The sequence below is a fragment of the Lysinibacillus sphaericus OT4b.31 genome (genome assembly GCF_000392615.1).
GTDB lineage: Bacteria > Bacillota > Bacilli > Bacillales_A > Planococcaceae > Lysinibacillus > Lysinibacillus sphaericus_B.
The window spans coordinates 3,814,247-3,826,998 of record NZ_KB933398.1 but is presented as its reverse complement, the minus strand read 5'-3'; the positions used below and the strand labels follow the sequence as shown (position 1 = coordinate 3,826,998).

At 36.7% G+C, this 12,752-nt stretch carries 13 protein-coding genes and 1 pseudogene; 9 read left to right on the top strand and 5 right to left on the bottom strand.

Annotation, left to right across the window (positions count from 1 at the left end; translation table 11 throughout):
- Nucleotides 1–79 precede the first annotated feature (79 nt).
- Entirely contained in the window at nt 80–853 is a 774-nt protein-coding gene (locus H131_RS17670) for a Cof-type HAD-IIB family hydrolase (protein ID WP_010860500.1), read from the top strand.
- 199 nt (nt 854–1,052) lie between these two features.
- On the opposite strand, the gene H131_RS17665 is transcribed toward H131_RS17670, so the two are convergent.
- The 4 genes from H131_RS17665 to H131_RS17650 form a co-directional block, all read right to left on the bottom strand.
- Nucleotides 1,053–1,463: a YuzC family spore coat inner layer protein gene (locus tag H131_RS17665; protein ID WP_010860499.1), complete on the bottom strand. Its 411-nt coding sequence runs from the start codon at nt 1,461–1,463 to the stop codon at nt 1,053–1,055.
- 95 nt (nt 1,464–1,558) lie between these two features.
- Nucleotides 1,559–3,142, bottom strand: a complete 1,584-nt coding sequence (locus H131_RS17660) for an AraC family transcriptional regulator (RefSeq protein ID WP_010860498.1) — start codon at nt 3,140–3,142, stop codon at nt 1,559–1,561.
- An 84-nt stretch (nt 3,143–3,226) separates the two neighbouring features.
- Nucleotides 3,227–4,174 (bottom strand): ABC transporter substrate-binding protein, encoded by a 948-nt coding sequence (locus H131_RS17655; RefSeq protein WP_010860497.1) that lies wholly within the window; start codon nt 4,172–4,174, stop codon nt 3,227–3,229.
- A gap of 185 nt (nt 4,175–4,359) precedes the next feature.
- Nucleotides 4,360–5,544: an MFS transporter gene (locus tag H131_RS17650; RefSeq protein WP_010860496.1), complete on the bottom strand. Its 1,185-nt coding sequence runs from the start codon at nt 5,542–5,544 to the stop codon at nt 4,360–4,362.
- A gap of 109 nt (nt 5,545–5,653) precedes the next feature.
- On the opposite strand from H131_RS17650, the gene H131_RS17645 reads away from it, so the two are divergent.
- Complete coding sequence (locus tag H131_RS17645; RefSeq protein ID WP_010860495.1) at nt 5,654–6,037, top strand: winged helix-turn-helix transcriptional regulator; 384 nt, start codon at nt 5,654–5,656, stop codon at nt 6,035–6,037.
- Between the two features lie 138 nt (nt 6,038–6,175).
- Here H131_RS17645 and H131_RS17640 read toward each other — a convergent pair whose 3' ends face one another.
- Nucleotides 6,176–7,021 (bottom strand): aldo/keto reductase, encoded by an 846-nt coding sequence (locus H131_RS17640; RefSeq protein ID WP_010860494.1) that lies wholly within the window; start codon nt 7,019–7,021, stop codon nt 6,176–6,178.
- A 310-nt stretch (nt 7,022–7,331) separates the two neighbouring features.
- Here H131_RS17640 and H131_RS26160 point away from each other — a divergent pair.
- From H131_RS26160 to H131_RS17610, 7 genes and pseudogenes are all read left to right on the top strand, one after another.
- Nucleotides 7,332–7,427, top strand: a pseudogene (locus H131_RS26160) (GNAT family N-acetyltransferase); the annotation flags it as partial.
- 94 nt (nt 7,428–7,521) lie between these two features.
- Complete coding sequence (locus H131_RS17635; RefSeq protein ID WP_010860492.1) at nt 7,522–7,968, top strand: VOC family protein; 447 nt, start codon at nt 7,522–7,524, stop codon at nt 7,966–7,968.
- Between the two features lie 223 nt (nt 7,969–8,191).
- Nucleotides 8,192–8,860, top strand: a complete 669-nt coding sequence (locus H131_RS17630) for a response regulator transcription factor (protein WP_010860491.1) — start codon at nt 8,192–8,194, stop codon at nt 8,858–8,860.
- Nucleotides 8,857–10,236 carry a HAMP domain-containing sensor histidine kinase gene (locus tag H131_RS17625; protein WP_010860490.1) on the top strand — a complete coding sequence of 460 codons (1,380 nt, stop codon included), beginning with the start codon at nt 8,857–8,859 and terminating at the stop codon, nt 10,234–10,236. Before H131_RS17630 ends, H131_RS17625 begins: the two co-directional genes overlap by 4 nt.
- 153 nt (nt 10,237–10,389) lie before the next feature.
- The gene (locus H131_RS17620) at nt 10,390–11,301 is read left to right on the top strand and encodes an ABC transporter ATP-binding protein (RefSeq protein WP_010860489.1); all 912 of its coding nucleotides are present in this window, start codon (nt 10,390–10,392) and stop codon (nt 11,299–11,301) included.
- A complete protein-coding gene (locus tag H131_RS17615) occupies nt 11,298–12,008 on the top strand; it encodes an ABC transporter permease (RefSeq protein WP_010860488.1) in 711 nt (236 codons plus the stop codon). The genes H131_RS17620 and H131_RS17615 overlap by 4 nt, the downstream gene beginning before the upstream one ends.
- Entirely contained in the window at nt 12,008–12,736 is a 729-nt protein-coding gene (locus H131_RS17610; protein WP_010860487.1) for an ABC transporter permease, read from the top strand. Before H131_RS17615 ends, H131_RS17610 begins: the two co-directional genes overlap by 1 nt.
- The last annotated feature ends 16 nt before the right edge of the window (nt 12,737–12,752 follow it).

The window sequence follows — 12,752 nt, the reverse complement described above, 5'->3', positions numbered from 1 at the left end:
TCTTGCTAGATGTAGGTTAATTTAACTACTTGTAGATTTTATAATAAATTCAACTCGTTTTTGTGGAAGGAGACTAATAATGGATTGTAAAATTGTGTTTTTTGATGTAGATGGAACGCTCATTAATTATGAGGATGGAAGTATCGTGAAAAGTACTAAGACAGCTCTACAGTTATTAAAAAACAAAGGGGTTCGGCTAGTAGCTGCTACGGGCAGACCGCTATCCATGTGTCAGGAATTAGTAGCCTTAGGTATCGATACGTTTATTACAGCTAACGGTGCGTATGTTAAGCACCAAGATCAAGTAATTCATAAAATACCTCTTGCGAAAGAGATTGTGCGAACAGTAAAAGATTTTGCACATGAAAATAAGCAAAGTCTTACATTTTTTACAGAACAATTATCGATGAACGGTGTACATAATCCAACAACTTTAAATGCAATGAAAGAAACACTATCTTTAATTGATTATCCAATGATTAATGAAGATATTGTGAATCAAGAGGTCTACTTAATGTGTTTATATGTGAATGAACTGATGGAGAAACAGTACAAGCTACAATTTCCTAATTTAAAATTTGACAGATGGCATCCAAATATCGTCAATGTTTTGCAAGATGATGTTTCAAAATCGATTGCTGTTAAAGCTGTGTTAAATTACTTCCAGTTAAACTCTCACGAGGCCATTGCTTTTGGTGATGGGGACAATGATATGGATATGTTAGAACTAGTTGGATATGGTATTGCGATGGCAAATGGTAGTGAAAGATTAAAAAGTAGTGCTGACTTTGTAACGAAGAAATCCACTGAGGATGGCATTGAGTATGCACTCCGTAAACTGCAATTAATCTAAGTCATCAAGCTTATAGAGAGCCCCCTTTAGAAGAGGGCTCTCATGCATAACCAACTGAAGTCAATTTCCTCATCTTAAAGGCGATATTCGCCATTTGCACTTAGCACCATGCTAAGGCAGATTGCTGGGACTACATAGGGAGTTTCCGAATTCGATAAAAATACATGAGTAATAAAGCAGGATTTTACACTCCTGCCAATCACCAATGTAAATTCAACGTTAGTCCGCAACAATCGCTTTCAGTAAAAAGTACTCGAAGATTATCAGGTGTATATTTAGCGTCGAATTTAATGGTGATACCTGTTGATGCAATTAATTTATCGACTTCTGTTTTATTTGAAAGTTGCGCGGCGTTCATAAGATTATGGGCAAATTGCTGTGACTCATTAATTTTATCCGTAAGTAATTGGGCTTGCCGTATAATAGTCTGAACCCGTTTTGCAGATGCCACCAACTTATGTGTATCCACAGGGGGAAAGGGGCTGTTGTTGGCCGGATTTGTCGGCATTGCTAGATGTCTAGGAAATGGACTAGGCGTAGGATTATTGGGTATTACCCATGAGGGATAATGATTGGAATAGACAAAATACGGATAAGGATTGTAATACAACTGAATTCCTCCTATCCAATAGCTGATACCCTATCTTATGAAAGATAATGACATTAGGTCCCTAAATGGACTTTAAAAGCATCCTTTTAGATGTCTTACCCAAGAACATGTAAGACATCTTCTATTTTTTTGCTGTGGGAAAGTACGCCGTAGTTCATCCACGTTAAAAAATCCACTTCATAAACGCAATGATTTTTCACCGCTGAAAGGGCAAGCCATGTAGGTGAGGTTAAAATATTTCGTTCCTCTCCTTCAAAAGTAGAATGCTGTTTATCGAATGTTATGAACAGATGATGGGCATCAAGTTTACTAAGTTGATCGTTCGTCAATGCGCATCTTCTTGTGTGGTGAGGCATATTCCAGACAAGCGGATGGGGCATCAAACCTAAATCTCGATATAGAATGGGCCCTGTGTAGCCGCATTCTGGGCCAGCATAAAGACTAATACCATTTGCTGAAATACGAAGAAAGGCAACGGTTTGTCCATAAACAGATTTACTTAAGATTGTTCTGGCATCGTGGACAGTGTGCTCATATTGCCTAATGACATCTTTCATGATGGCGGTTCGGCCTGTTAGGTCTGCAATTTTATAGAGTGTTGAACGCCAGTCCTCACCAGGGTGCGAGAAAAGACAAATGGGCGCTAACTGATTTAAATGGTGGCAAGTGTCCCAGCGCTCTACACCAGCATTTAACATAATTAAATTTGGTTTATATTGTAAAATCTGCTCCATGTGACCGTCGGCTACATCAATATCCGGCACTTCTTGTAAGCCCAAGTATTCTTGTTTTCCCCATTTTGCATGGCTAAATTGGGCAATGGGTGTAATGCCTAATGCAACTAAAAAATCTTCTAAAAAAGGAGCAAAAATGCGAATGCTGTTGCTGTGACTTTTACGATATTGTCCTGGAGAGACACCGACATGTTCTTTAAAGCGACGGTTAAAATAATATTCATTATTAAATCCAACAGTTTGACTGATCTCAAATATCCGATCATTAGTTGTGCTAAGTAATTGTTTTGCACGGTCAATGCGAATATTGTTTAAATAGTGAAGTGGAATGTGGCCAGTGATTTCTTTAAAGAGACGAGAATAATTCCACCGAGGAACATCTGCAATATGTGATAATTGTTCGACAGTCCAATCCTTTTCATAGTGTTCGTGGATATAGTCAATGGAATGTTCAACAGATTGGCGGTCATCTTTTTGGTGCAATTTAGGTAGATTCTGTTGAAGAATGAATAGCATAAATTCTTGAAATCGAACATGCTGCTCAAATATTGAAAGTTCATCAATCATTAAGCGGTTGCGATAAATAATCTCTAGCTGATTATTACATTGTGAAACGGGAAGGCAACGTAGTTCACCTATAATAGAAAAGATTTCATGGACGTTGGGTTGTCTTAAATTTCCCAAACTCATAGTTGTAAACGACAATTGATAAAAACTAAAATACTCACTTTCAACGTTAATTTCAGTCATGTTATCTGGAGAAATAATAACGCATTTACCTTCATCAAGTTTAATAGTTTCCCCAGCTACTACTAGTTTTCCATGGCCATTATTAATGATGAATAATGTATAATCATTGTTATTATTTGTCTGCCATCGCCTTTCTGAGAATTGAGCGAAATACAATATTTCTTGTAATACGTACATAAACGGTTGGTTCCCCATTGCATCCTTCATCCTTTCTATATTTTTATGAAAACAACAGAAAGAAAGCCCTTAGAGAGCTTTCTATTTTACAAGAAGATTCAGTTATTTAACAAACCATTTTTCAAGATCATCATATTTTAATAAGTTTGCTGTAATAGCTCCTGATTGCCAATATGTTCGATTTGCGATATACACATGACCATTTTTTACTGCGGGTACCGATTTCCATAGCGTGCTATCAAGCCATTGAACTGCCTCTTGATTTTCCTTCGATTCCCATGTTCCTTCAGAAGGGAAGATGATAATATGATCCGCATCCAAATTGGGAATAGCCTCTTCAGATAAAACTTCTTGGAATTCCTTCATATCACGCACCAAAGGATGTGGTGTTAAACCGGTTTCTTTGTAAACATTCCCTGTGAATCGATTTTCGATGCCAAATAAAGCTAAAGTTTTATCTCCAACGTTTAAACGTAAAACGGCTACTGTCTCGTCACCTAAAGAGGCATCTAATTCAGTTTTTAACGAAGTTACTCGCTCTTCATACTGTTTAACAACCTCATCCGCTTTTTCTGATACGTTTAAAACATCTGCAATTGTTTTTACAATATCTCGAGGATTTTGGAGAATTTCTTCTTTTAATCGATAAGTTGGTGCAATTTTTGAGTACTTTTCATATTTCGCTGAATCGACTGCTCCGTCTACAATGATTAAATCTGGCTTTGCTTCCAATAGAGCCTCTATACTGCCTGTCACATCGAACTTAGGTACATCTAAATTTAAATACTCTTGTATACCCCATGTTGGATGATACCATTGGATGACTGGCTTTATATCAAGAGCGCTTAAATAATCTTCTAAGTATACGGCTGCGACTCTCTGTGGATGGGCAGGTATTTCGACTTTACCAAACGCATCCTCTACGATTCTAGTTTCTACTGATGATGGATTTTCTTTCGACTCAACTTTTTGTTCGTTAGAACTACATGCTCCTAAAATGAACGTCAGCACCAATAAAAGTGCTAACGAAAAATATTGACCTCTACGCATAGCTATTCACTCCTATAGTTTAAGTACAGATACACTGTGAAAAAATGTAATTTAGAATGATAATCATTCTCGTTTGGTTCAAATAAATTATAGGACACATTATTAAAACAAACAATACACATTCTCTAGATGTTTCTTATACAAACTTGAGAATTATCGTGAAGAGGTAGCAGCAACTACAAACCTTATTTTTTATTTTTGTCTAAGAGTAGCCAAATTAATGTAACGAAAGCAGCTAGCAGAACCATTAAGAACCCGTACATGGGTGTCTGCGATAAAGAAAGATGGTCAATAATTAACCCACCTAGGTAAGATCCTAGGAAAATGCCTATATTAAATGCAGAAATATTTAACGCTGAAGCCATTGTAGTAGCTGAAGGTACATGTTTTTCTGCTAGCTGTACGGCGTATAGTTGTAAGCCAGGTACGTTCATAAACATAAACAGTCCCATTATAAGGACCATGATTAAGCCGAAAATATGTGATTGCAAGAAGAAATTAATACCCAGTAGGGATAAAGCAAGGCCAATAAAGATAATGAAAATAGCACGTAACGGGTTGTTATTTGCAAAGTGACCACCCAATGTATTACCAATGGCCACACAGATACCATATACGACTAAAATTATTACGATCGCGTGAGAAGAGTAGTCCAAGTGTTGTTCTAGAATAGGCGATACATACGTGTATACTACAAATACACCACCGTAACCAATTGCTGTAATGAAAAAAATTAAGAGCATACGTAAGTTACCCAAAACTTTTCCGATATCACGCATTGAAACAGGCTCACCTTTTGACAAATTACTTGGCACAAGTAAAGCATTGCTTATTAAACCAATTAAACCGATTAGTACAATGAAAATGAAAGACATTCGCCAGTCTGTCACTTGACCGATGAAAGTCCCTAATGGAACACCTGTGACAGTTGCTAGTGTTAGTCCTGTAAACATAAACGCAATTGCACTTGCCCGTTTATTTGGCTCTACAACCTCAGCCGCTATGACAGAGGCAATGGACATAAATACACCATGTGCCAGAGCTGAAATAATACGCCCAATTAGTAATATTGAAAACGTAGGGGCTAGAGCAGCCAGTAAATTCCCTACAATAAAAAGTACCATGACGAGCAATAGAACATTTTTTCGACTGATTCGAGAAGTTAAAGCAGTTAGAAGAGGTGCACCAATGGTTACACCTAATGCATATATTGAAACCGTCAAACCTGCCGTACTTAACGATATATCCAAGTCATTTGTAATGAGGGGAAGAAGCCCTACACTTATAAACTCTGTTGAACCTATACCAAACGCACTAATTGCTAATGCAAGTAACGTTAGTTTAGCATTCAGTGCTTTTGTTGTTGTCATAATATTGCTAACTCCTTTGATTTTTTTTATAGTGTGTAGTAATATTCATAGGTATCAAAAAGTTGTGTAGAGTACTTTTAGTTACTTTTGGATATTACAGGAGGTTACTATGAAAAAAGTTTATAATATTGGTGTTGAAGCTACTCTTGAAGTAATAGGTGGGAAATGGAAACCGGTCATTCTGTGTCATCTCATTCACCATGGAAAGATTCGCACAAATGAATTTCGTCGGTTAATTCCAGGAATATCCCAAAAAATGTTGACGAGTCAATTACGAGAATTAGAGCAGTCGGGATTAATTAATCGTAAGGTCTTCAATCAAGTACCGCCAAAGGTTGAATATTCATTAACACCCTATGGACAAGAAATGGATCCGGTGCTGAACTTACTGTGCACTTGGGGTGAGAAACACATTGAGCTATTAATTGATAACGGTGAAGATGTCCATTTAATGCAACGAGATGAAGATATTGCAGTTAAGCAAACCTCTTAAAAATAGCAAAAGAAGCTTTCTAGTATAATTGAATCTGCTAGCTTTCTGCGGGTGAATTGCAGGAGCCTCGCAGATTCTTTTTAACTTATGGTAGCAGTCATTTTGGTCGTTCTACTGTTATAGTAATTGTTCTTTTCATTACATGACAAAATCAAATTCTTCTGGGTCTGGTCCGACGCGTTTATCTAAATTCATGGCATGAATGCATGCTATTTCTTCATCATTTAAACTGAAGTCAAAGATGTTGGCATTTTGAATCATGCGTTCTTTACGTGCTGATTTGGGAATGGTTACGATGCCACTTTGGATATCCCAGCGTAAAATAACTTGGCTAGTAGACTTACCATATTTTTTTGCTATTTTTGAGATTGTCTCATCTTCAAGAAGTCCACCTTGCATTAATGGAGCCCAAGCTTCTAGTTGAATTTTGTGCTCATGGCAAAATGAACGTAGCTCTAATTGTTGTAATCGTGGATGGAATTCCACTTGGTTAATAACTGGAGTGATGCGGGCTATTTTTAATAGATCTTGTAAGTGTGAGACATTGAAGTTACATACACCGATTGCTTTGATTTTTCCTTCCTCGTATAAGTCCTCCAGTGCTTTCCAAGATTCCATATATTTGTTTTTACCTGGCCAATGAATGAGATAGAGATCTAAATAATCTAATCCTAATTTTTGCAAGCTCTCTTCGTATGCTGCGATTGTCTCGTCATAGCCAAGGCCATCATTCCATACCTTTGAAGTAATGAATAAATCCTCACGTTTTAAACCAGTAGATACCAATGCTTGTTTTATACCCTCACCAACGCCTACCTCATTGCCATAAATGGCTGCGGTATCTATACTGCGATAACCAACCTCAATCGCTTTTTTCACCATTTCTGCGGTAGCATCGTTTTCAACTTGGAATACACCTAGTCCTAGACCAGGCATTTTTAAGCCATTGTGTAATGTGATTGTATCTTGTAAATTATTTATCATTTTCAGTCCTCCATTGTGGTTTGTTCTTTGTTGCTTTTTTATTATGCTTTTGTCTAGAAATAAAAAAAAGTACGCACTTTTTGGTTTCATAGAAACGCGGAGGTTCCTATTGTGTTATATCAATGATCCACAATGAAAAAAATTTATAACTTGTATATTTTTAACCTTATAATGCTAGATAAAATATGGAGGACGACACAAAAAAACAAGTGCCTTCCTTAAGTTTTTAATAGACGATTAATGTGATTTTAATCAGTTTTCATAGTGAAAATGGGGTGGTGTTAAAAGCATGAACTTTGACTTCGTGATAGGACATGCAAAATTTGCTTCTACTAGTCAAAATAATATGGAGCGCTGTGGATTGAAGATGGCTAATACAAAAAGTATTTGGACAGATGTCAATTAAATAAATAATAAGATGGGACTGTTGATAAAGATAAAGGGGATTTACGTGCAGAAATAGAATTAAGTAAGGAGACTGTAGAAAAGGAGATTACGAGATGAACCGATTAAATTTAATAACTTTGGGTGTTAAAGATATGGTAGAATCATTAACATTTTATCGTGATGGACTTGGATTTGAAGTATTTGTATATGGAGATGAGTCAAGCCCAGATGTAATTTTCTTTAATAATGCAGGCACAAAAATTTCACTGTTTCAAATGGATCGCTTAGTAAAAGATATTAACGAAGAAAACCCGCTAGAATTAGGTAAGGGCTTTGCAGGAATTACCCTTGCCTATAACGGAAAATCAAAAGAAGAAGTCGATGAAGTATTTTTGTTAGCTGAAAAAGCGGGGGCGAAAATCGTCAAGAAGCCAGAATTAGTTTTTTGGGGTGGGTATAGTGGCTATTTCCAGGACCCTAACGGCTATTATTGGGAAGTTGCATATGGCGATAGCTGGGAGTTTGATGACAACGATATGTTGATTATTACAGAGAATTAAAACGTTTCTGGCGTGTTTTGAAATTTTTTTTCAAAACATGCCTTTTTAAATTCCAGGTAAATTGAAAGGCTGACAATTTTTTCAAAGATAAATTTGAGATCATATAGAAATGTAGGATTATGATTTGAGTTAGTGTTTTTGTAAATGTATAATACAAAATATGGATTTTTGGTGTGGACATTTATTCCTGAAAACGCAAAACACCATTTTGGGAGGATAAAAATTGTTTCGTATATTGTACATAGAAGATGAAAAAGAGATAGGACAGTGGGTGGCAAAGGATTTAACGGAAAGAGGATATGAGGTAACGTGGCTTGAGTCTGGTGAAGAAGTTGAGAAATACTTAGTATCCGTAGACATTGTTGTATTGGATGTCATGCTACCGGGATTAGACGGATTTTCTATTGGCAAGAGAATCAAGAGGGAAAATAAAGAATTACCAATTTTAATGCTATCAGCCCGTACTGCTGTAGAGGATAAAATAGAGGGCCTGAATTTTGCTGATGATTATTTAACAAAGCCCTTTCATCCAGATGAGCTTGTCGCACGTCTTGAAGTATTACTAAGGAGATATCAAAAGAATGATGATGTGCTAGAACTGCAGCATCTAAAAATTCATACGAAAGATATGCGTATTATTAATAAACAAACTAATGACGAGATTCAATTAACAGGTAAGCAGTTTTACTTATTACAGTTTTTCATTCGCCATTTAAATCAAATATTAACAAAAGAACAGCTCTATGAAGGAGTTTGGGGTGAAAGTTACATAGAAGGTGATAAAACATTAATGGTCCATATTCGATACTTAAGAGAAAAAATTGAAGTAAATCCAGCTAAGCCAATGATTATTGAAACGATACGTGGCATTGGCTATAGGGTGAAATTATGAAATTTTTGCGCCCATTTTTTTTTCTGCGATCATTATTAGCTAAATACATGTTGATTATCCTGATAGCTATGTCAATTACTCAGATAGCTTACTTTGTTATTGCCTTTTTTGCGTTAGAGATCACTAAAACCGGGCAAGATGGAAGTTTGAATGAGGTTAACCAAGAGAGCAATGTTGAGGAAAGATGGCACGATGAAGCGAAGCGTATACAAAATTTTACGGATGAAACGATTACACAGCATTTCGAAAGTTGGAAGCAGCGATACCCGAAAGCAGCAATGTTTTGGATAAGCGAGGATGGCACATTACGCTCAAAAGTGAATGTCCAGGAGCAGCTACCGTTAAAATGGACCCCCTCCTTTACAACAAAATTTATCAAAGAGCGTTATGGAGGAAATCCCTTTACGGTTATTGCCTTTTTAGGGGAGGATGAAACAAATGGTTTTATTGTTTTAGAAATTCCTAGAGATGTATTTAATCCACCACTCGTGAAAGTTTATGAACAATATGGGGCCTTCGTATTATTAGGTGTTATTGTGATTGTTCTATTTTTTATTAGTGTATCCTTTTTATTCTTTAGAGGGATTCGAAAACGCTTATTAAAACTGCAGGATGCGATGGAAATTCGAGATGTAGATGGACTTCCCATTGAGATTCATGTGAAAAAGCAGGATGAAATTGGACAGCTCGAACAAACATTTAATCATATGGTTGTTGAACTTAGAGAAAGTAAACATCGTGAGATGAAGGAAGAGCAACTCCGGCGAGAACTAATCGCTAACTTGTCACATGATCTACGTACCCCTTTAACGAAAATACGTGCTCAAGCTTATTCCATCAGTAAAGAGGATTTATCAGAAGAAGGCAAACAAGCGATTAAGGCAATGGAAACTTCCGTTGTGAATATTGACGGATTAATCGAAAATTTAATGTCATATACACTGCTCATGGCTAGTAGATATATCTTTGAGCCAAAGGAAATTGATGTGATTCGATTTGCACGAGAGCAAATGACGACATGGTATCCAGTTTTCGAAAAGGAAGGCTTTGACATTGATATCGAGCTACAGGCATTTGATGATAATAAGTGGCTGATTGACCCGCTTTGGTTAGGACGCATATTTGATAACATTTTCCAGAATGTACTACGACATGCGAATAGCGGGAAATATATTGGCGTAAAAACAGAATCTACAGCATACTATGATGCATTTATCTTGAAGGATTACGGAAAAGGAATGAAAAATGAATCAAATGCAAAAGGTGCCGGCATTGGTTTATCCATTGTTGACATAATGGTGAAGGGTATGGAACTAGAGTGGGATATTACTTCCAGTGAATCCGGCACAGAAATCAAAATTAAACGTTTTAAATAGGTTACCTGATAAGAAAATCTGCGAGACTTCAGCGAAAAGAGTCTGCAGATTTTTTTATCTAACCGCAATGTCAGCTTTTTTAAACAAAATTTAAACTTTGCCCTTACCTGCTTTTAAACTTCGTTTTCTATGCTTAATAAAGAGGTGAGGGAAATGGAATATATCGTACAAACAGAAAATCTATCCAAACGTTTTGGTAAAGAGCAAGCTGTAGCAGGCATGGATTTAAAAATACGCAAAGGTGAAATATATGGATTTTTAGGGCCAAATGGCGCCGGGAAAACAACGACGATTCGTATGCTTCTAGGATTGATGAAGCCATCATCCGGGACAATTAAAATCTTCCAAAAGGATATAACGAAAGAACGAATAAATATTTTAGCGAAAGTCGGTTCATTGGTAGAGAATCCATCCTATTATCCACATTTAACGGCCTATGAAAATTTAGAAGTATTAAGAAAAATTTTAGGTGTACCAAAAGCGCGTATCGATGAGGTGTTAGAAATTGTTCGATTAAAGGATGTCGCTAACAAAAAAGTAAAGGGTTTCTCTCTTGGCATGAAACAACGTTTAGGTATTGCCGCTTCCCTTTTACATAATCCAGACTTACTAATTTTAGATGAACCAACAAATGGACTTGATCCATCTGGCATTATTGAAATGCGGAATTTAATTAAACGACTGCCTGCGGAATACGGGATGACAATTATTATTTCAAGTCATTTGCTGTCAGAAATCGATCAAATGGCTACTACAGTGGGCATCGTCACGAAGGGAAAAATGATTTTCCAAGATTCGATTGAAGCCATGCGCACCTATGCACAGCCAAAGGTTTCTTTCAAGGTAAGTAATAGCGAGCAAGCATGGCGTACCCTCGTTGCGAATGGCATCAAGGCAGAATATAAAGAAGGGCAAATTTTAATGGGTGAATGCTCGGATGAAAAAGTAGCACATATTGTTCAAATCCTTGTGCAAGAAGGAGTTTCCATTTATCGAGTTGAAGAGGAAAAAAGATCCTTAGAGGATATTTTCCTTCAAATGACAACAGGAGAACAAGCGATATGATAGGAAAACTGTTGACGGCTGATTTTTTGAAGATTAAACGAAAAGGATTATGGTTTTTAACAGCTTTAGGTCCTACTGGTGTTGTTGCACTTCAGATGGTCAATTACGGGATCAGGAAAGACTATTTGTTACAGCAAAGCGAGGATGATTGGGGCTATTATTTATTAAATGTCCATTCTTTTACACCGCTTGCCCTTGTACTAGGTATCGCAATTTTAACATCTTTTATAGCAAGCATCGAAAATGAGACAAATGCCTGGAAGCAATTAATAGCTTTACCTGTGTCTAAATTAACTGTGTATCTATCAAAATTTACGGTATTGGCAACATTGTTACTGCTGTCTTCCACACTATTAATGGTATTTACTTGTGCTTATGGCATGTTTTTAGATTTGGGTGAAAGTGTACCATATATGGAGCTAGCTAAGTTTAGTTATTATCCATACTTTGCAGCATTACCGATATTGGCATTACAGCTCTGGATTGCGAGTGTTAGTCATAACCAGGGAATTCCCATAACAGTAGGAATTTTTGGCGTGATTTTTGCATATTCTGCGTACGTTTTGCCAGATTGGATGATTTGGAAGTGGCCGTCATTAATGAATGAATGGGATGAGCCCATCATCAATGTACTGTTCGGTCTTGCTGTAGGAATTATTTTGTACATTATTGGGATGATTGATTTTGCAAGAAGGGACGTGAAATAATGCGCGCTTTACTGCAAGCTGAATGGTATAAATTACGAAAATCAAAAATGGTGCCAATTATTTTGGCGGGGCCGATAATAGGTCTTTTTATAGGATTAACTTCAAACCTTGAAGTTGATAGTCATATAAATGAGTGGTATCTCACTTTATTTTCAATGAATTTAACGTACGCATTATTATTTTTACCGTTGATTACAGGTGTTTTCGCTAGTGTTATATGTAGATATGAACATCAATCGGGCGGTTGGAAACAACTTTTAGCATTGCCTGTAACAAGAGGGAAAGTATTCGTAGCAAAATATTTATTAATTATGATGCTGGTCATGACAATGCAAATGCTTTATTTATGTTCTATCTATGCAGTGGGCATGATGAAAGGCTTTACAGATCCTTTTCCAATGGAAATCGTTTGGAAGAGTATCCTTGGCGGATGGGTGGCTACATTACCTTTAGTTGCATTGCAGTTGTGGATGTCTATACTGTTTAAGAGTTTTGCCGCACCATTTGCTGTAAACGTTATTTTTACGTTGCCTGCCATATTTGCGATAAATTCTGAACAATTTGGACCTTACTATCCATGGGCGCAACCCTTTTCAATGATGTATATAGGTGGAAATACAGAGGATGTATTCTTTGTACCTTGGGATCAATTATTAACAGTAGTAGGGGGAGGGTTCATTGTATTTTTCCTTGGAGGTTATTTGTATTTCCAACGAAAAGCAGTATAACTTTTTCATATTGTAG